The organism is Acinetobacter sp. S4400-12, from assembly GCF_024129495.1.
In the GTDB taxonomy this organism is placed as follows: domain Bacteria; phylum Pseudomonadota; class Gammaproteobacteria; order Pseudomonadales; family Moraxellaceae; genus Acinetobacter; species Acinetobacter lwoffii_C.
The window spans coordinates 134,916-155,657 of record NZ_JAMXYB010000002.1 but is presented as its reverse complement, the minus strand read 5'-3'; the positions used below and the strand labels follow the sequence as shown (position 1 = coordinate 155,657).

The 20,742-nt window shown below is 45.2% G+C and carries 16 protein-coding genes; 9 read left to right on the top strand and 7 right to left on the bottom strand.

The genetic code is table 11. The features are described from left to right. The first annotated feature begins 7 nt into the window (after window positions 1-7). The 5 genes from NI461_RS02230 to NI461_RS02210 all read left to right on the top strand — a co-directional run bounded on the left by NI461_RS02230 (window position 8) and on the right by NI461_RS02210 (window position 4,308). Window positions 8-340 carry a hypothetical protein gene (locus tag NI461_RS02230; protein ID WP_253156404.1) on the top strand — a complete coding sequence of 111 codons (333 nt, stop codon included), beginning with the start codon at window positions 8-10 and terminating at the stop codon, window positions 338-340. A gap of 276 nt (window positions 341-616) precedes the next feature. Beyond that, window positions 617-2,671, top strand: a complete 2,055-nt coding sequence (locus NI461_RS02225; RefSeq protein ID WP_253156421.1) for a M3 family metallopeptidase — start codon at window positions 617-619, stop codon at window positions 2,669-2,671. A gap of 41 nt (window positions 2,672-2,712) precedes the next feature. Further along, on the top strand, window positions 2,713-2,922 hold the full coding sequence (locus NI461_RS02220) for a YheV family putative zinc ribbon protein (protein WP_171478860.1): 210 nt from the start codon (window positions 2,713-2,715) through the stop codon (window positions 2,920-2,922). Between the two features lie 15 nt (window positions 2,923-2,937). Further along, window positions 2,938-3,366: a hypothetical protein gene (locus tag NI461_RS02215; RefSeq protein WP_253156402.1), complete on the top strand. Its 429-nt coding sequence runs from the start codon at window positions 2,938-2,940 to the stop codon at window positions 3,364-3,366. A gap of 57 nt (window positions 3,367-3,423) precedes the next feature. Then, on the top strand, window positions 3,424-4,308 hold the full coding sequence (locus tag NI461_RS02210) for a DMT family transporter (RefSeq protein WP_253156400.1): 885 nt from the start codon (window positions 3,424-3,426) through the stop codon (window positions 4,306-4,308). A 424-nt stretch (window positions 4,309-4,732) separates the two neighbouring features. Here the strand turns inward: NI461_RS02210 and NI461_RS02205 are convergent, their stop codons facing one another. Genes NI461_RS02205 through NI461_RS02195 form a run of 3 tightly spaced genes read right to left on the bottom strand, consistent with a single transcriptional unit; the run spans window position 4,733 to window position 7,644 of the window. Next, a complete protein-coding gene (locus tag NI461_RS02205; protein ID WP_151206987.1) occupies window positions 4,733-6,178 on the bottom strand; it encodes an NAD(P)(+) transhydrogenase (Re/Si-specific) subunit beta in 1,446 nt (481 codons plus the stop codon). A gap of 3 nt (window positions 6,179-6,181) precedes the next feature. Beyond that, window positions 6,182-6,505 (bottom strand): proton-translocating transhydrogenase family protein, encoded by a 324-nt coding sequence (locus NI461_RS02200; protein WP_151205399.1) that lies wholly within the window; start codon window positions 6,503-6,505, stop codon window positions 6,182-6,184. A gap of 11 nt (window positions 6,506-6,516) precedes the next feature. Beyond that, entirely contained in the window at window positions 6,517-7,644 is a 1,128-nt protein-coding gene (locus NI461_RS02195; protein WP_174659279.1) for a Re/Si-specific NAD(P)(+) transhydrogenase subunit alpha, read from the bottom strand. A gap of 980 nt (window positions 7,645-8,624) precedes the next feature. On the opposite strand from NI461_RS02195, the gene NI461_RS02190 reads away from it, so the two are divergent. Further along, window positions 8,625-9,818 (top strand): MFS transporter, encoded by a 1,194-nt coding sequence (locus NI461_RS02190; RefSeq protein ID WP_253156398.1) that lies wholly within the window; start codon window positions 8,625-8,627, stop codon window positions 9,816-9,818. On the opposite strand, the gene NI461_RS02185 is transcribed toward NI461_RS02190, so the two are convergent. The 3 genes from NI461_RS02185 to NI461_RS02175 all read right to left on the bottom strand — a co-directional run bounded on the left by NI461_RS02185 (window position 9,815) and on the right by NI461_RS02175 (window position 15,422). After that, a complete protein-coding gene (locus tag NI461_RS02185) occupies window positions 9,815-10,459 on the bottom strand; it encodes a hypothetical protein (protein WP_253156420.1) in 645 nt (214 codons plus the stop codon). The genes NI461_RS02190 and NI461_RS02185 overlap by 4 nt on opposite strands. 344 nt (window positions 10,460-10,803) lie before the next feature. Next, on the bottom strand, window positions 10,804-12,858 hold the full coding sequence (locus tag NI461_RS02180) for an EAL domain-containing protein (RefSeq protein ID WP_253156396.1): 2,055 nt from the start codon (window positions 12,856-12,858) through the stop codon (window positions 10,804-10,806). A gap of 377 nt (window positions 12,859-13,235) precedes the next feature. Next, window positions 13,236-15,422 (bottom strand): carboxy terminal-processing peptidase, encoded by a 2,187-nt coding sequence (locus NI461_RS02175; protein WP_174659277.1) that lies wholly within the window; start codon window positions 15,420-15,422, stop codon window positions 13,236-13,238. Between the two features lie 199 nt (window positions 15,423-15,621). Here NI461_RS02175 and nagZ point away from each other — a divergent pair, with 199 nt between their 5' ends. Beyond that, on the top strand, window positions 15,622-16,644 hold the full coding sequence (gene nagZ / locus NI461_RS02170) for a beta-N-acetylhexosaminidase (RefSeq protein ID WP_253156394.1): 1,023 nt from the start codon (window positions 15,622-15,624) through the stop codon (window positions 16,642-16,644). Between the two features lie 128 nt (window positions 16,645-16,772). Then, entirely contained in the window at window positions 16,773-17,636 is an 864-nt protein-coding gene (locus NI461_RS02165; RefSeq protein ID WP_253156392.1) for a class I SAM-dependent methyltransferase, read from the top strand. A 32-nt stretch (window positions 17,637-17,668) separates the two neighbouring features. On the opposite strand, the gene NI461_RS02160 is transcribed toward NI461_RS02165, so the two are convergent. Further along, window positions 17,669-19,006: an alpha/beta hydrolase gene (locus tag NI461_RS02160; RefSeq protein ID WP_253156390.1), complete on the bottom strand. Its 1,338-nt coding sequence runs from the start codon at window positions 19,004-19,006 to the stop codon at window positions 17,669-17,671. 313 nt (window positions 19,007-19,319) lie between these two features. Between NI461_RS02160 and NI461_RS02155 the strand changes: the two genes are divergently transcribed. Continuing rightward, entirely contained in the window at window positions 19,320-20,585 is a 1,266-nt protein-coding gene (locus NI461_RS02155) for a glutamate-5-semialdehyde dehydrogenase (RefSeq protein ID WP_151206995.1), read from the top strand. Window positions 20,586-20,742: the final 157 nt, after the last annotated feature.

Below are 20,742 nucleotides of genomic sequence, written 5' to 3'. Positions count from 1 at the left end.
ATAAAAAATGGATACCCTAACTATTTTTACTTTGATCACTTCTTTAATGGCTCTACTCGTAACTTACGCAGTATTTAAGTCCAATCAGCAACCACAAATTATTATTCTGGCTACCCTTCATTATGGGAAAGAATCCGTAATCCAACTTCATGTTAAAAATATTGGAAAATCTATTGCTCATCATGTAAAAATATCTAGTGATCGACCGATCCCGCGCGCGGCATTTGGAATTAAAAAATTAAATTCTGAAAAACAAGATTTTAAAGCTGGTATTTTTAAAAATGGAGTCAAAGTATTTCCACCCAATCAGAGCTATATACGATTGGGGACAATACGGTAGCCTTAGAGATGCTTTAGACAATAATCCTATCCTTATAAAAGCTACGTTATTGGTATCAACATCCTCTAAACGTATGGAAAACTAAAATCACTAATATTTCCATCATCGATATAAATGAGCTAGCAGCCTTACCCTCATCTGAGGGTGAGTTGATTGAACAACTTCAACATATTAATAAAGAATTGAAAATATTAAATACAAAGCTAGAGAAAAAACTTTAACCACCTTGATTTCCCCAATCAAAGGCCCTACATCTAGATTCAATACAGAAAATTAATTTGGCAGACCAACATGACTTTAGAAAAGGCAACTTTGCCTGTTCCACAATTTGATCAGATTACCCTAGAAGAACTCCAACAAAAGATTGAAAGCTGTATTGCTGAAGGTCAAAAATTCCTGAATGAACTCACTGAAACACCGGAGTCAGCTCAGGCACAGCTTGCGATTTTGCAACATGTCGACACACTTGAAAATAATATGAGTGAATCTTGGGGGGTGTTGTCGCATCTCAATGCGGTGATGAATAATTCCGAAACCCGTGAAGTCTACCAAGCCTTATTACCGGGTTTAAGTGAATACTATACTCAGCTCGGCCAACATACGGCCCTTTATCAGACCTATCAGCATGTGCATGATGCAGCTGAGTTCGCAAAGCTGTCTGCCGCACAGCAAAGTGCAGTCAAGCTGGCTCTTCGTGACTTTAAGTTGTCCGGTGTCGCTCTGGAAGGTGAGGCCAAAAAACGTTATGCAGAAATCTCCGCACGTTTATCCCAGCTTTCTTCGGACTTTTCCAATCATGTGCTGGATGCGACTCAAGCCTACTTCCGGCCATTAAATGAAGATGAGCTGGCAGGTTTATCGGCAAGCCATATTGAACTGCTTAAACAATATGGCAAACAGCATGAACTGGATCAGCCAGTGGCGACCTTAGATTTTCCGTCTTATCTGGCCATCATGACCCATGCTGAAAACCGCAGTCTGCGCGAGGAAATCTATAAAGCCTATACCACACGTGCTTCAGATCAGTCCGATAAGTCTGAGTTTGACAATACCCCTGTGATGGAAGAAATCTTAAGTCTGCGTCAGGAAATGGCTGCGCTCCTCGGCTTTAACAATTATGCTGAATATTCTCTGGCCAGTAAAATGGCGCCCAGTGTCGATGCTGTAGATGATTTTTTGCATGATCTGGCAGAGCATGCGCGTGCCCCGGCTGAAAAAGAAATTGCTGAACTGAAAGCGATTGCAGCGGAAGATGGCATTACTGACTTACAGCCTTGGGACAGTGGTTATTATTCAGAAAAACTGAAAATGCAGCAGTTTAACCTGTCTCAGGAAGCACTAAAGCCGTATTTCCCTGCACCGAAAATCCTGCAAGGTCTGTTCAGTATTGTGAACCGTTTATACGGCATTCAGGTCATTGAACGTGAAGCACCCGTCTGGCATCCAGATGCGCGTTATTTTGAACTAGAAGATCAAGGTGAGGTGATTGGCGGTTTCTATTTCGACCTGTATGCCCGTCAGGGTAAACGCGGTGGTGCCTGGATGAGCGGCTTCCGTTCACGGATGCAAACCGCAAATGGCCTACAAAAACCGATTTGCTATATGGTCGGTAACTTTACCCCACCGGTAGGCAATCGCCCTGCCTTATTAACCCATGATGAAGTCATCACCCTGTTCCATGAGTTTGGTCATGGCCTGCACCACATGCTGACCGAAGTCGACAATATTGCGGTGGCAGGGACTCACGGCGTAGCTTGGGATGCTGTCGAATTGCCAAGCCAGTTTATGGAATTTTGGGCCTGGGATCAGAAAAGTCTGGACTTGCTCAGTGCACACATTGAAACCCAGGCATCCTTACCAGCAGAGCTGCTGAAATCCTTGCTGGATGCCCGTTTTTTCCAGTCAGGTATGCAGACATTGCGTCAGCTTGAATTTGCCTTATTTGATTTAAGCATCCACCGTGCCCATCCGGCCCTCAATGCCGAGCAGATTCAGAACTGCCTGAATGAGATCCGTCAAAAATATGCGGTCTTGCCTACCACCGCCTATAACCGTTTTCAGCACAGCTTCAGTCATATTTTCGCAGGCGGCTATGCAGCTGGCTATTATTCATACAAATGGGCAGAGGTTTTGGCCAGTGATGCCTTTGAACGCTTCGAACATGAAGGCATTTTTAACACTGAAACCGGAAAGCAGTTTAGACAGAATATTCTAGCAGTTGGCGGAAAAGATCAGGCACTTGATGCATTTATCAATTTCCGCGGACGCGAGCCAAAAATAGATGCATTACTACGTCATCAAGGTTGGACGAACGCGTCTAAAAACGCTTAAACTAGGTTTTTTAAGTTGATCACAAGGTGAGTATGATGACCATTAAACGTCGTTTCATTGCAGGCGCAAAATGTCCAAAATGCCAGGCATTGGACCGGGTTGTCATGCTGACCTCTGGTGAAAATGAGTGGATTGAATGTATCGAGTGTGGTTATGAAGAAAACCGCCCGACGCATATCGATCAACCTGAAACACCAGCTGCTCCGGATGAAGTCGGTGTGGTTCAGTTTAAACCTCGTTCAGCAAAATAAAATCGGGTTCAAGCGATGTCAGTAGAACAAAGGAATAATCCTAAACTTTTGATAGGAATCATTGGGGCTTTAAGTGCTGTGGCAGTATTGGTCGTGGTTTATCAATGGCTAAATCATGTGCCCGCAGCCACCACCGAACAGGAACAGACTGTGATCACTCGTCCAGCAGCTCCACCTGTGGCTGAGCCACTTCAGGAATCTGCTGGCCGCCAGAACGAATCCGCAGCGCCACAGGTTCTGGTGACGGAAGATATGATGAACACAGCCGTTCCGACCACGCCTGCACTGGCCAAAGAAGAAGTAGCCAAACTGGAAGATCTGCAAGCCCAGCTCAACGACCAGAAAGCGACCTTAGAAGCTCAGCATGATGATGCTGACCAGCTGATTCAGTTAAAGGAAGAACAGATCAAGCTACTTGAAGCCCAACTGGCACATAGCCAATAAGCCTTTCATACTCCATTTCGGCTAGAATAGTTTCAATCTTCTAGCCCTCTGAGTTTCATGCCCACTCCTCCCACTTCGCATCTGCTTAAAGCGATTTTGTTGCTGACCTGCTCTGCTTTCCTGTTTTCGATGATGGGTGTATGTATCCGCTATGCCTCACAAACTGTAGACAATGCCACTGTGGTCTTTTTCCGCAATGTGGTTGGATTGTTTATTTTTCTCCCACTGATTTTAAATAAGGGAGTTGATTTTTTCCGGACAGAAAAAATCTGGATGCATATCTGGCGCTCTGTGGTCGGATTAATGGCCATGTATGGCTTCTTTTATGCCATTGCCCATTTGAAACTCTCAAATGCCATGGTTTTTACCTATTCTTCTCCTATTTTTATTCCTTTAATTGCCTGGCTATTTTTAAAGGAGAAAGTCACAGCCAGTATGATCGTCGCTGCCAGTATTGGTCTGGTAGGTGTCATCTGTGTGGCCAAACCTGATACCGGGCTGTTTAACCTGATGGCTGTCATTGGCTTGGGAGCAAGTTTTCTGGCCGCCATGGCATTTGTAACGGTACGTGCTCTAACTCAGACCGAGCCTCCGGAACGCATTGTGTTTTATTTCTGTCTGATCGGCAGCTTAATTTCGGTCATTCCCATGTTTTGGCTCTGGCGTCCTTACAGCCTGACTGAATTGGGCTATTTGATTGCCGCCGGACTTCTGGCCAATATCAGCCAGCTCTTTATGTCCACAGCCTATAAACTGGCCCCTGCAGGACAGATTGGACCGGTCAATTATATTGCGATTGTCTTTGCGGGCCTCTGGGGCTACGTGTTCTGGCATGAAGTACCGGATTTTTCCAGCCTGCTGGGCTTGAGTCTGATTTTCTGCGCAGTCTTACTCTGTAGCCCGCTATTACAAAGCAAACTTAACCGGGCTAAATCATCTTAGACCAAACCCATTTCTCTCAAATCCAGGACTGTACGCACTATACAGCTGCACTATATCCATGTCGGGTTTTATAGTGTCCGGTCACTCAAAAAAATAGATCATCAGAGCTATTGTTTTGAAAAAAGATAAATTGGATTTTTTGATAAAGAAGTCTGATATCTTGCTAAACACAGCTGCTACTCACAATTGATCTGCATGCTGACAGGATACCAATCTATCGCATCTTCCAACTGAAAGACCTGTGCGAAAACCGGAATAAAAAATCGGCACCACCCGCCGCACTATAAAAATATTTTTATATTTGGCCTTGCTCTTCTTCTCGTTCAGCCAGCCATAGAGACAATTAAAGATAAAAACCACCCGAAGGTGGTTCTTAGTCTTACTCAGCCTTCCTTTAAAAAGAAGGGAGAGGGTTATGGCAAGATTAGTGACCTGTCCCATTAATAGCTTTGGTCATGTCTTCAACCACTTTCTTCGCATCCCCGAAGATCATCATGGTTTTATCATTATAGAACAGGTCATTGTCCAGACCGGCATAACCGGTGGCCATAGAGCGCTTGATCACCATGATGGTACGTGCCTTATGCGCTTCCAGAATTGGCATACCGTAAATTGGAGAACTTGGATCATCTTTTGCTGCCGGGTTCACAACGTCGTTTGCACCAATCACCAGTACAACATCAGTTGCCGGGAAATCCGAGTTAATCTCATCCATTTCCAGAATATCCTCATAAGGCACATCTGCCTCAGCAAGCAGTACGTTCATATGACCTGGCATACGACCTGCAACCGGATGAATCGCGAAACGAACTGTTACGCCCTGCTCTTTCAGCAAGTTTGCCAGCTCTTTGACCGCATTTTGCGCACGGCCTTGTGCCATACCATAACCCGGTACAATGACTACGCTGTCCGCATTTGACATCAGGAAGCCGGCATCATCTGCTGAACCTGAACGGTGGTTACGCTGTACTTGTTCGCCCGCTGCTGCTGCCAGTGCAGCACCGCCACCCATCGCTCCACCAAACAGTACGTTGATAATGGAACGGTTCATGGCTTTACACATGATGTAAGACAGAATCGCACCAGAGGAACCGACCAATGAACCTGCAACAATCAGCATGTTGTTTTCTAGCGTGAAACCAATGCCTGCCGCTGCCCAGCCTGAGAATGAGTTCAACAGAGAAACCACAACCGGCATATCACCCCCACCCACTGGGGCAATCCATACCCAGCCAAAGGCTAGCGCAAGAGCTGTCATGATCCAGAAAGCGTTCATATTACCGGTCAGGAAGAAGTAAACCCCTGCTGCCAGCATGGCAATAAAGATTAGTGCCTGAACCGGTTTGACCCAGCCACCTGAAATGGTCTTGGCCCATTTTTTTGCCGCCAGTTTACCGTAGGCAAATACAGATGCAGTAAAGGTAATCGCTCCGACGAAACAGCCTACAAACAGTTCAAATAAATGAACCTTGCTCATTTCATGGAAAGTCACACCATTGGCTGCCAACAGGTCTGGACCCAGTTCAGCCAGCTTGTTGTTATGGATAATCGCGGCGACAGCAATCAGTACCGCTGCCAGACCCACCAAAGAGTGCATTAAAGCTACTGTTTCCGGCATTTGGGTCATGGGCACAGTACGTGCACGCGCAATTCCTACAACCCCACCCAGCAGCATAGCTCCAACAATCATCCAGATCACAGGATTATCAGCCACAAAGAAAGTGGTGATCACTGCAATTGCCATGGCAATCATGCCGTAGCGGTTACCTGCAATCGCGGTTTTAGGACCCGATAAACCTCGTAGCGTTAAGATGAAAAGTACGGCACCTACCAGGTAAAACCAATCCGCATAGTCTTTAATAAATTCCATGGATTAGCCCTCTTTCTTCTTTTGCTTCGGTTTGAACATTTCCAGCATCCGTGCAGTCACGGCAAAGCCACCAAAAATATTGATGCTGGCCAGAAATACCGCAATCGCACCCAGTACACTGACCACATTGATGGTCTGGAAATGTACGCTGCCTTCTACGCCCACCATTGGCAAGCCAACAGTTTGAATCATCGCTCCTACGATGATGATCGAAGACAAGGCATTGGTCACCGCCATCAAGGGGGTATGCAGTGCAGGAGTTACGCCCCAAACCACGTAGTAACCCACGAAGATGGCCAGGACAAAAATCGTAATTGTTTCAACCATGAGTCTGCTCCTTAACCACGTTTTAACAGCACTTGGCCGCCGTGAGTGACAAGTAGGGCTTTTTGAATTTCATCTTCCTGATTCAGAACAAAGTTCTTCTCAGCATCAAAAAGGGTTTCTACAAAGTTATAGACGTTACGTGCATAGAGCGCTGATGCTTCAGTCGATACCGTCGATGGAATATTGGGTACACCCAGAATCTTCACACCGTTTTCAGTGACAACAGTTTCGCCGCACTTTGAACCTTCAACGTTACCGCCGGATTCCACCGCCATATCCAGAATCACGGAACCCGGTTTCATCTTGGCTACAGTTTCAGCTCGGATTAAACGCGGTGCATCACGGCCTGGCAATAGCGCAGTGGTAATCACGATATCTGCATTCGATACCGCTTTATCGACAATAATGGCCTGATCCTGGATGTACTGTTCACCCGGCATCCACCCATAACCATTTTTGGCAGCATCTGCCGCTTTTTGTTGCTCTTCAGCAGACATCGGTACGTCTAACCATTTACCACCTAACGATTCAACCTGATCTTTGGCAGTTGGACGCAGGTCTGTGGCTTCAACGATGGCACCCAAACGCTTCGCGGTCGCAATCGCTTGCAGACCAGCCACCCCGACCCCCATGATCACCACACGGGCCGGTTTCACCGTACCCGCAGCAGTCATCAGCATTGGAAACATGCGCTGGTATTCAGCAGCCGCCAAAAGCACAGACTTATAGCCTGCCAGGTTGGCTTGCGATGACAATACGTCCATGTTTTGCGCACGGGACAAAGTCCGCGGCAAAAGCTCAAGTGCAAATGCAGACACATTCTGTGCCGCGAACTGGTCAAGCTCGGTATTGCGGTATGGATCAAACATTGCCACCACCGTGGTATTGGCGGACAGCTTCTGAATTTCCTCACCTTTCGGTGCACGAACTTTCAAAATCATCTGGCTACCGGTGTAGGCATCATCCGTAATTTTGGCGCCAACTTGCTCATAGGCACTGTCGATATAGGCAGCTTTTAGCCCTGCACCACGTTCGATCACCACACTATGACCAGCGCTGATCAATTTCTTTACTGTCTCAGGCGTCGCAGCGACGCGATTTTCACCGATGACAGTTTCGGCTGGAATTCCAATCTGCATGAGCGTTCCTCAAGCTAATTTTTCTTAAGTAAACATCGTGATTGACGATGTTTCCCCTCAGGATGTGTTTTTGTTGAATTTTTGGATTCTAAATAAACTTCTAGAAAATACTACCTATTATTTATTTAATAAATACCCATATTTTGAACTGATGATTCATAAAAATGATGGTTTCATATAATATTTTTCAGTTCGGCCTTATGTTTTGATTTGCCGAATTTATAAAAGATATTTATTTTTTTGAAGAATAAACCGGCGTTCTTGTCTTTTAAGCACCGCCAGTATTCTGATTTATTTTGTTACATTGATTATTCTGACAAAAAAATTGATGTTTCCAGCTCGGCCAGATATTTTTCCCAAAGCTCTGCTAAAGCCCCTAATAGGGTACTTTTTCCGGCATGTGGGGTTGAGTTTTTGACTTTTTTGACAACTTTGGACTGATTTTTCCAGCAAAGACTTTTGCATAAAAACCTTCTGTTTTCCTATAACTTTTTAGGTGTTTACTTATAAAAAATATGAATTAATTGTGATAAGTCCGGCTTATTTTTATGACGTGTATATAGGCGATGTAAGTCTAAAACTGAAGGCTGGACAATTGAAAAAAATATTCTGAACTATTTCCTGAATTAATACTCAATACCTAGGTTAAATCTCTACTCCTGCTCTTTTGCACCAAAGTTGGGCGAAGAGTGATCAGTCTTTGCTCTTTACTCCACAACCAGCCCAGCAGCTTTCTATAAATTCAGTAGCATGGGGGCTATCTCTCCTGTTCCTGCTGGAAATATATCCGCTTAATTAACTCTGATCTGTCGAAATCCCGCGTACAGCCTCGTTTAAGCAGTTTGATAATCTCCATTTGCGTTACAGTTCCGGCTATATTTGCTACCTTTAGCATTCAAATTTCTGGTCTATAGTATCTGCAATTTCTGTATTTCTTGCTGCAATTGCGGCTGCTTTCCCCCTCATATAAGGTACCTGTTATGCAACCCTCTCTCGATATCAGTCAAAATAAATCCCTCTTATGGCTGATGGCGATTGCATGCGGTTTATGTGCCGGGGCCAACTATTATGCTCAACCTTTAATTTCTTCCATTCAGGAATACTATCAGGTACCTGAATCTCAGGTGGCTCTTACCGTGACCATTGCCCAGGTGTCCTATGCCCTAGGTCTGCTGTTTATTGTACCTTTGGGCGATATGCTGAATAAAACCAGATTAATCCCCTGGTTAATGTTTGGTGCAGCCCTGGGCTTGTTGATCTGTGCCATGGCCACCAACCTGCCTATGCTCTGGATCGGAACGATGCTTGCCGGATTGTTTTCGGTGGCTGCGCAGATTTTAATTCCTTTGGCCACAATGGCGGTAAAACCGGAAAAAACTGGAGAAGTGGTGGGTTTTCTGATGAGTGGCCTACTGGTGGGTATTTTACTTTCTACCAGTATTTCGGGACTGCTTTCTGAACTGTTTCACTGGAAAACAATTTATGCCCTGAGCAGCATGTCATTGCTGGTTCTAGGTGTTTATCTGAAAGGTCAACTACCGAATATGCCGCGTATGCGCCTGACTTATGGTGTTATTTTTAAGTCCATGGGACTTTTACTGCGTGAGGAACCACGCTTGCTACTTCGCTCGCTAATCGGGGCCTGCGCCTTTGCCGCGATGAGTATGCTGTTTTCTACAATTGCCTTACTGTTAACCCAGCAACCGTTCTTCCTCTCGGATGTAACAGTCGGTCTGGTGACTATAGTGGGTGTCTTTGGTGCACTGTCGACACGGTTTATTGGCAGATGGGCTGATCGGGGGTATATCAAGCAGCTGAGTTGGATGGGCGGTTCGCTTCTGGCCGGAAGCTGGTTATTTTTATATTTTGGTGGCATGTTCTTAATCAGTTATATACTCGGCTATGCCCTGATTAACCTTGGTCTAGCGATTATCCATAGCTGCAATCAGAACGTGATTTTCCAGTTACGCCCAGATGCCAAATCACGCCTTAACTCTATTTATATGACCTTGTATTTTGTTGGTGGCGCCTGTGGTTCTGCACTTGGTGTATATGCCTGGCATCACGGTGGCTGGAAGATGACCTGTCTATTCGGTCTTGGCCTGGCCCTCGGCGCTATCCTGTTTATAATGCTTGATCAATGGCAACAATCTCGCATACGGACTCAACATTAACTCATTTGTACAGCCGGATAAAATGGCTTGCCCGAATCCAGCGCAGCCGAATTTTCTAGCAGGATATGGATAAAGACCGGCATTAAGGCGGCTAGAACCCGGCAGCCATCCTGTAACTGTTTTCGATTCAGCGCACTATGACAGGTGGTGCCTCCCTGCAACATTTGTTGATGTAAGGTGGATAGACGATTAAAAATTGCAAATAAAATTTTGCTTAAATTACGCTCTTGCAGCGTTTGTTGCAGCTGGCTTTTTTGCTGGGCCAATGCTTCCTGACAACTTTGCAGGCTGATTTTATGATGGCGATAATCCCAGAAACCCTGATCAGTATAGGGGCTGTCCAAAAGGGATAAAATTGGCTGACTGTATTTTTCCCAGACAATATGGCTCAGCTTCTGGTCCACATCTTTTTGGCAAAGCTGTTCCAGAAATTGATACAGGCAATGCTGCTCCGGATTGGCCGCACCTTCATGGGCATGAATAGAATTAAAGCTGATCCATAGGCTGATAAACTTAAATTCCAGCTCCTGATCCAGCTCGATCGACTTCTTTAACCAGCTTAATCCTCGCTGAACTCGCAAATTAAAATGTTGGGAATACTGAGGTTTTTTGATTTTATAAATTTCCTCCAGTAATAACACCATTATTCTCCTTATTTGTCTCGTTTTCTTTATCTTAGCCTTAAAAATATAAAAATATACTGTTAATACGTGACTGCTAGTTTATTTTTACTCCTCCTGGTTGTTGCCCCCTTCGAGTTGCATCAAAAGATGAAGGTTAATCTGAAGTTACACCGTTTAGTCTGGAATCAGGCTGATTTACGGCGCTATCCGGTCGTTATTCAATCCAATTTTGGGCTAAATTTTCAGTTATAGATTGAACTGATTCTGTCTACCCAATGCTCTATACCGTATTTAATGATAATTGAAGGGAGGGCTGAACAGTTGAAGACAGAAAAGCCCAGCATAGGACGGCCTTGCAAACTCTAATCCAAGCCGAGAAAATTACATGCTTCAAGCTGCTCAACAGTCATCGGCTTACCCAGCAGATAGCCCTGCATCTGCTGACAACCAAGGCGGATCAGGATATTAGCCTGCTGTTTCGTTTCTACCCCTTCTGCTGTCACCTTTAAACCTAACTTGTTGGCCAACTGGATAATACTTTCCAGAATCATTTCTTCTTTTGAACCTTCAGTCAGCCCCTGAATAAACTCCTTATCAATTTTCAGCTCATCAACGGACAAATTTTTCAGATATAAAAAACTGGAATGTCCGGTACCAAAATCATCAATTGCCAACTGAATCCCCATATTGCGCAATTGCTCCAGGGTACGGATACTGGCATCAATATAATGCATCGCAGTGGTTTCAGTAATTTCGATCATCAGATGGCCAGGTTGAATAGCGTATTTTTTTAAGAGTTGCTCCAGTGTACTGCACAGGTGCTTATGCTCAAACTGGACTGCGGATAAATTCACCGCCAGCGGGAAAAAATCAGTTTTACTTTTTTCCCAGAGCTGAATCTGCTTGCAGGCCTGTTCCAAGACCCAATATCCTATCTGAATCACCAGGCCAGTTTTTTCAGCACCGCCAATAAACATACTCGGCTCCAGCAGGCCATGTAAGGGATGCTGCCAACGAATCAGGGCCTCTACCCCACAAATCTGATCATCGCAATTAAATTTTGGCTGATAAAATAGAATAAATTGCTGCTCTTCTACCGCTTTATATAAATCATTAATCAGTTTGGACTGGCTTTTATTTTCATGCTGTTCAGAAGAACAATTGAATAGCGAATAGGTGTTACGGCCCTGATATTTGGAATTCAGCATAGCGGTATCTGCATTGACCAGAAGATCTTGTAGATTGGTGCCATGTTGTGGATATAAGGCTATACCGATACTGGCTGAAATATTAATCGTTTTGCCATTGATCAGAAAACCATCCTGAATCTGCTCTAGTATTTGTTCCGCCATGTTTGAAGCCTGTTCAACAGCGGTATTTTCCATGACCAGCAGGAACTCATCACCGCCTATGCGCAGTAACTGCGTATGTTCATCGAGCAAAGAATCAATACGGTGACTGAACTGGATCAATAACTGATCTCCAGACAGGTGGCCAAAGACATCATTCACCGCTTTAAAGCGGTCCAGATCAATATATAAAAAGGCAAACTTCTGCTGAGGCTGCTGCGCAGAAAATAGTTGCTGCACATATTCAGTCAGATATAAACGGTTGGGTAATTGGGTCAAAGTATCCTGAATACCCCGATTCTCAATTTCTTTATTGGCCCAGGCCAGTTGCAGGTTGCGATAGTTAAGGCGAGATTCCCATATTGCCACGCTTAGGGCGCCTAACAGTATCAGACTGCTGATCAAAGCGAGGGCCAGCAAAACCTCGACGCTGAAAGAATTAATCGGCTTAAGCTGCTCAGCCCCGCTAGAAAGACTGGCGCCGGCCATGCCCCCATAATGCAGTCCAATTAGGCTAAGGGTAAAAAAACTGGCAGCCATAAACCGGATCAGAATGGGAGAGTTGGAATATCTGTATTTATAGACGATCCAGAAACTCAGCCCCGATCCCGCGATAGCCACCAGCACCGAACAAAGCATGACGAGCGGATCATAAGCACTATTGTAATGGTCGATGCTTAAACCTCTCATGCTAATATAATGCAAACCGGCAATACCGAGTCCCATCACGATGGCACTGAGGAGTAGACGGGCCAAAGGTAAAATCTGGCAACTGATCAACCAGACAGCAAGGCTTGAGCTGGTAAAGGCAATCAGACACGAAATAATATTCAGTTTAAAATTCATATTCAGCTGAACTGGCCACTGGCCTGCAACAAGACCAATAAAGTGAACTGACCAGATCGCCAGAGTAAACAAGGCACCTGCCCCGAGTATGAGCATTTTTTTAGATTCAAGCGGTTGGCTGCCCAGCAATTTCTGCTCAAATGAAACAGCAAAATAGCACATCACCAGAGCCATCAATGCTGATCCCAAGGCCAAGTTCACATCATAATGCATATCCATCATTTACAGTGTTCCATTTGACCTGTCATTTTTATTTTGCTCTACACCTGTCTTGCCACATCCATCCAGCTCAATCTGCTCTATTTAAATAGAATTTTCCTCCCATCTAGAAGGCAATCACTACCCTATTTTTTTCATTTTAAATAAGCCTTGCCATTCTAAATATCCATACTTTTGCAAGGAAGAAAATATCCTGAATATATTAGGAGGCTTTTGGACTTTAGCAAATGCTTAAAACTAAAAAATTCACTTGAATTATTCGACTAGAGTCACAGTTTTTTTCTTTTTGCTTATATAAATAGCATTTATCCTTCTAATTTTTATATAGTTTCTACTATAAAAACAGCCTGTATCCACAGGCTGTTTTTAGAAATTTTAACTTAGGATTTACCCTGCAATTTTGCATGATCATGCAAGACATTGGCAGCTTCGATCACAAACGCTTCCTCCTCAGGCAAGGCCGGACGGTCTTTGGCCTTCATTTTGGCACGTGTCTCAATTAAGGCATCCATAGAAGCCTGATAACTTTCCCAGTTTGGATAAGGCTTCAGACCAGTAGCGCTACGGCGTACATTTTCAGCATCCAAGGTTTGCTGCTCTATGGCCAGAAGCTCTGCCTTACGCTGTTTCAGATCCAGCACTACACGCTTTTGCTCATCCGCTTTTTTCATAATCTGTTTACGCTGTTCCAGATATTTGAACTGCGGATTCTGGTATACACGTTGCTGTGAAAGCTTAGCCAGTTCCGGTACATATTTTTGCACCACACCTTCACGTTTGAACGGAGCTGTTGGAATGGTATCCCATTTCAGGGCATTCTTCGCTTTACGCTCACCAAACTCTTCATTATAAATATCCACCAGTTTAATATCCGGAATCACCCCCTTGTTCTGGGTACTTCCCCCGGTCACCCGGTAGAATTTACGCTGGGTCAAGGTCGCCTGACCATGAGCCAGGGAATCCAGTTGCACCTGTGCAGTTCCCTTGCCTGTAGTGGTACTGCCAATCACAATCCCACGCTCATAATCCTGAATCGCCGCCGAGTAGATTTCGCTGGCAGATGCAGAGGCCAGATTTACCATGACCGCCAACGGACCAGCATAGGTCTGTGCGCCGCCGTCATCATCTTCAAAGATGCTAACATTGCCGTTGCCATCACGAATCTGGACGACCGGACCAGACTTGATCACCTGACCTAACATACGTGCCACTTCTTCCAGCGAACCGCCCGGATTGTTACGCAGGTCAACAATGATCCCGGCTACATTTTTTGCAGCCAGCTCTTTTAAGGCTTTGTTGGTGTCTTCCGAGACAGAACGATAGTCCGTTCCTGCACGACGGGCACGATAATTCAGATAGAAAGACGGGATTTCAATCACGCCATATTGATAGCGTTTACCATCCCGTTGAATGTCTACCGTACGGGTTCGCACCCCGGCATCTTCTTCCTGAATGACATCACGTACCAGCGTCACATTACGCGCCTGTCCCATGGTTGCACCAGCCCCCAAAAGACGCAAGCTGACTTTGGTGCCGCGCTTACCACGAATCAGTCCCACGATCTCATTGCTTGGCCAGCCAATGACATCCACCATCTGTTCGCCATTTTGCGCCACACCAATAATACGGTCACCTGATTTAACCTGACCTGACTTGCTAGCAGGACCACCTTCGACAATGGTTTCAATCTTAGTGTAATCTTCATTGCCACGTTCAGGGCGAATCGACACCCCAATCCCTTCCAGTTGCAGGGTGGTCTGACGATTCAGCTCCATCGCATCGACTGGCGGGAAATAGTTACTGTGCGGATCATACGTCAACATCATGGCATTAAGCGTTTTGTCGAGTACATCATCACTCTTGATCCGGCTCAAACGCTCTAACTGACGGGTATAACGTTTGGTCAGCGTCTGTGCTGGGGTCAAATCTTCCGGTCCAGTCAGATCCTGACCATTGGCCAGTTCAGGATTTTCCTTTAATGCCTTTTGCTTCGCCTGTTCTTCTTCTTTACTAATCGTCAGATTGATCAGCTGAGAAACCAGCATATTCGACCAGTGTGCGCGCTGTTCAGCCTCTGTTTTAAAGAACGGTGACTTCTCGCGGTCAGTTTCAATATAAACATTGGATTGATGCAGGTTTTGCGGCTTTTTCAGCTCTTCCAGCATGAACGTGTAGAACTGTCCCAAACGCTCACGGTATTTCTCATGAATTTCATAAGGACCAGCCAGATTACCCGCTTTCAGACTGGCTCCAAAATTCGCTCCGAAGCGTTTTTTATAGTCTTCAACTTCAGAGGCCAGAAACAGGCTGTGATCTGCATCGAGACTATCAATATAAAAGTCCAAGATACGTTGAGAGGTCTGTGTATCCAGCCGCATATTCAAATAGTGTTGACGGTCTACCAGACTTGCCAGCTGACGAGATACCAAAGCCTGCTCTTGAGTCGGCTGGAGTACCTTGCTGACCACTTCGGTATTATTGGCAGCAATCGCATCATTTACGACATGGGTGAAAAATAATCCGCCTGTTGCAATCGCAACTGCACAAGCTAATGTTTGAAATTTCATAAATAATTCGTACTTCCTTGGCCTAAGGACCAATTTGACCGTGTTGCTTTTTGAGCAGAATCTAAAGTATTCAGCATCTTAAACAACTTAATATGTTTATGTCGTGTAGTTTTATCATATTCTGTGCTGACAAAGTGTAGCAAATCATTGCAAAATTCAGGTATTGTTTTTCTCTAAAAATTATCAAACGGATTCTTATATGATTGGCGCGTTGATGCTCGACATCGCAGGGACTACCCTCACTTCAGAAGATATTCAACTATTGACTGCACCGCAAGTCGGCGGCGTCATTTTGTTTGGTCGAAATATCAAGTCACCCGCTCAAGTCCGTGCCCTGACTGATCATATGCGCCAAGTTCGCCCGGATATTTTGATTGCCGTGGATCAGGAAGGCGGGCGGGTCCAACGCTTGAAACAGGGCTTTACCCTGCTACCCGCTATGGGAAAATTTGGTGAGCTTTATCAGTCAGACAGCGCCCGGGCCTTGGAACTGGCAGAAAAATGTGGCTGGCTGATGGCAACCGAAGTGCTGGCGGTCGGGATTGATTTCAGCTTCGCCCCGGTCCTGGATTTAAATGACATCAGCGATGTGATTGGTGATCGCAGTTTTGCCAAAAAGATTGAGGATATTGTTCCGCTTGCCAGCGCTTTTCTCAAAGGCATAAAACGTGCCGGCATGGCCTCAACTGGCAAGCATTTTCCGGGACATGGTTCAGTCAAGGCAGATTCACATATTGCTGCTGCCATCGATATGCGTAGCTATGAAGATATTCGCCAAAAAGATATGCAGACTTTTATCCAGTTGCAGTCGCAACTGGATGCTCTCATGCCGGCTCATGTCATCTACAGTCAAGTTGACCCAAATCCGGCAGGCTTCTCCGAGTTCTGGATTCAACAGGTCTTACGTCAGGAACTTGGCTTTGACGGGGTCTTGTTCTCCGATGATTTAAGCATGCAGGCTGCCTGTGTCGCCGGAGGTGCCGATGCACGTATTCAGGCCGCATTAAAAGCTGGCTGTGATATGGGTCTGGTCTGTAATGACCGTGCTGCACAGTGTATTGCTCTTGAAGCTATTCAGGATTTACCTCTGCCAGATCAGCAGCGTTTAGAACGTATGCGCGGCAAAATTCCGGCTGTTCAGATTGGAGCAGAACTGGATTTAGGCGATGACTGGCGCATGATCCGGGATGAAATTTTAGTTTTTAAGCAACAGATGCGCTAAGACTTTTGCTGCTGTTTTAAACTCTCCAATACGATAAAGGAACACGACAAAGTGTTCCTTTTTGATTATGATGCAAGAAAACCCGCTCAATTGAGCCTCAATTAAAAAAACAATAAGGTCAGAACCCCATGACAGATGCACTTTTACAACATCGCCATATTTCTTTTACCGCACATTATACCGGCTATATCTGGTACAAAATGGGCATCTCCCATCCGGTCTTTGCCACCTCTAAAGGCAAATTTCTGGCAAAAATGGTGCATCCGCTGGAGTCCTGGGCGGAACATTATGTGGGGGGCAGTATGCGTACTACGCTCAAGCAACGCCACCAGATGATTGATGAACATCTATGTCAATTAATTCAGCAACATCCTGCTATACAGGTTCTGGAAATTGCCTCAGGCCTGTCGCCACGCAGCTGGAACTTTAGACAGAAATTCCCCCAGCTCAATTATCGCGAGCTGGATTTACCAGAGATGGCCAAAACCAAAACTGCTGCCTTGCGCCAGATTGATCAAACTGCTCCAGAAGTACTCAGCGCCGATATTTTTTCAGAAGAACTGGCTGAGGTTTTTCAGGTGTTTAACCCTGCACAGCCCTTGGTAGTCATTAGCGAAGGCCTGATCAATTATTTTGACCAGAACATGTTATTTACTCTGCTTAAAGGCATAACTGACTACGGCCAAAACTTTAGTGAAGTGCATTACTTAAGTGATATTTACCCGGAACCCATCAAAAACCGACTGGCCAACTTTATCTGGGCTTCGAGTCGTCTACTGAAATTCATGTCACGCAGTGCATTTAGCTTTCACTTTAAATCTCCACAGGAGTTGCAACAGTTTTTCCAGCAGGCCGGATTTACTCAGGTCACAGTACAACAACCACAACGTTATTTTGTCGAGCCTCATCCTGAAAATCAGGACATTCAGCAGGATGAACATCTAGGCGATCTGGTCTGGATGGTGCATGCGGTGAAAAAAAACAGCGTTTGACCACGCTGTTTTTTATATTTTCATTTTAGCTTTTAAATGGCAGTTTCAAATACTTCAGCTTGTGACAGCATTTTTTGCGTCTGGACAAAATGTAATAAACGTTCTGCGATTTCAAAACTGCCATGCTTAAATAAGGCACGCAACTGGGTGTCATCATGTTCAAAGACCAGACATTCAATCTTGAATTCACCCTCTTCATCTTCTAAATGCAAAGCCAAATCTCGTGGATAAGCTGCTGCCTGTGCGCTCTGCCCTGATTCGAGCTGTAGCAATATCCCAAAGAAACTCATATCCACAATCTCTGCCTTAAAGGTCAGCTCAGAATGACGATGGCTAAGATAGCGCTGAGATGCTTGCACACAAATCCGCTCTTCCCCACGGCGTTCCAGTTGTTGCATCTGTTCACGGCTGAACGGAATAATTCCTTCCAGCTGATCCACAGGTTCATCGCGTAAGAAGGTTGCAAATAGATTCATGGTTTCCTTACGGCGCTGTAACTGAGGCACATGATCTGCACCCCTAATCTGTACATACTGCATATTTGGACATTGCAAGGCAAAATTGGCATTCTCATACGGCAAGGTAAAACTGTCATACTGTCCGCAAGCCACCAATACCTTGCACTGTGGAATAGGTACATTGGTCAGTCTTAACAAGCGGTTGCAGTTAATATCATAGCGTTCCTGCTCGGTGGCCGTGAATTCAGACATTTGCTTAAAGAACAGGCGCTTCGCTGTAGGCGACATTCGGGTTTCATTTAAACGGGCATGATTGACCAGATATAAAATGACGGCTTGACCAAACTCTTCCATGCGCTCTTCTTTCATCAGTTGCAAAGACTCTTCCAGTAGCATACGCCAACTTTTTCGGGTCTTTTGCATAACGCCCATCAAGATCATGCGGTCTACCAGTTCAGGACGCTGATCTGCCAGACATGAAGCAACCACCGACCCCAATGACATGCCGAGAACTGCAACTTTCGGTAACTGCATCTGTTCCAGCCATTGCCCCAGCATTCCTGCCAGAGTTTCCAGCTCCAGCGTTCCAGCCGATACACCGGTATCGACATTATTAATCTGCTGGTTAGCCCCCATAGAAGGCAGGTCGATCAGAATAATTGGACCTGCATCAAATAGTTGTTCCACACAATATTTATAGGAATTAAAGTTCTGAAAAGCGCCGCCAATAATCACCATGGGCCGCATATGTAGGGTGTCAGGCCGGGCAATGGCCATATATTCGATTTTCCAGCCCTCAATCCATGTAGTACGGGCGGGCTGTTTAAAACAGTGCTTATCATAAAGATCAAAAAAACCGTAATGGTTATGCTGGTCTAATGCTTGGGCATCCATCTGGATAATGGAATTCATATTCCTCTCCTTCATCCTTGCCTTATTTTTATTGTGCAAGTCATTATTTACAGTTCTTATGTCAGGTTCATTCCGCTGAGCCTGAACACGCATCCTGCTCTTTAGTTTAGGACTTCAATGTCGTTCTTCAGCATTCTATACAGAGGTGCTTTTCACAAGCAACTGATTCAATCACCACTTATCTGCTTTTAAAGCCAAAACAATTTCAAAATGTTTAGAAACAGTGAAAAGCTTATGAATTTTAAGTGACGGGCTTCATTGTGCTGCAACAGGCTGTTAATATCGAAGTGAAATTTCTGAGTGATCAACCGCTATGCAAGAGTCTATTGAACAATATATGCAAACGGTAGGACAGCAGGCACGCCAGGCTTCTCGCATTTTGGCTCGCGCGTCTACCCAAACGAAAAACAACGCATTATCAGCAATATATACTGCTTTAGAAAATAACCAGCCAGCTATTTTGACAGCCAATCAGCTGGATATGGCCAAAGCACATAAGAACAATCTGGATAGTGCCCTGCTGGATCGCTTGGAACTCAACCCCGCACGCTTTAAAGATATGTTACAAGGCCTTAAAGATGTGATCAGTCTGGTCGACCCGATCGGTGAAATTACCGATATGGCTTATCGCCCATCCGGTATCCAGCTGGGCAAGATGCGTGTTCCTCTGGGCGTAGTCGGCATGATTTATGAATCTCGCCCGAATGTCACCCTAGAAGCAGCATCCTTGGCGCTAAAATCAGGAAATGCCATTATTTTACGCGGCGGTTCGGAAGCACTGGAATCCAACCAGGCAATAGCAGCTGCAATTCAACATGGCTTGAATGTCGCCGGTCTGCCTGAAACTGCGGTACAAGTGATCAATACCACAGACCGTGCTGCCGTGGGCCATCTGATTACCCTAACTGAATATGTGGATGTGATTGTGCCACGTGGAGGCAAAGGCCTGATTGAACGCATTACTGATGAAGCGCGTGTTCCGGTCATCAAACATCTGGATGGCAACTGCCATGTATATGTTGAAGCACAAGCCGACCTACAGAAAGCCCTCCCTATTGCGCTGAATGCCAAAACTCATCGCTATGGCGTCTGCAATGCCATGGAAACTTTACTAGTCGATGAGAAAGTCGCAGAAGAATTCCTGCCAAGAATTGCTGAGCTTTATCAGGAGAAACAGGTTGAACTGCGGGGCTGCCGTGAAACCCAGCGCATTCTGGGACAACAGGTGCATACCGCCACTGAAGAAGACTGGTATGCCGAATATCTGGGACCGATTCTGGCAATTAAAGTCGTGTCTGGCATTGAAGAAGCAATCGCGCACATCAACCAGTATGGTTCGCATCATACCGATTCAATTATTACTGAAAACTATAGTCTGGCACGTGAATTCCTAGCAGGTGTAGATTCAAGTTCTGTCATGGTGAATGCCTCTACCCGCTTTGCCGATGGGTTTGAATATGGTTTGGGCGCAGAAATCGGAATCTCAACCGATAAAATCCATGCCCGTGGCCCGGTCGGTCTGGAAGGCCTAACTTCACAAAAATGGATTGTCTTTGGTGATGGTCAGATTCGCCAATAATAAGGAAGGATGGATTCAGCCTTGTTCCTAAGGCTGAATCTATATGATCTGCAACTCAAATATTAAAAGAAAACCCGCAGGTCACAATAGACAGGAATTTTTTATAAAATTGTATTTTGTCATCTTAGAGCGCATTTTAAGCGTTACACTGGAAAAC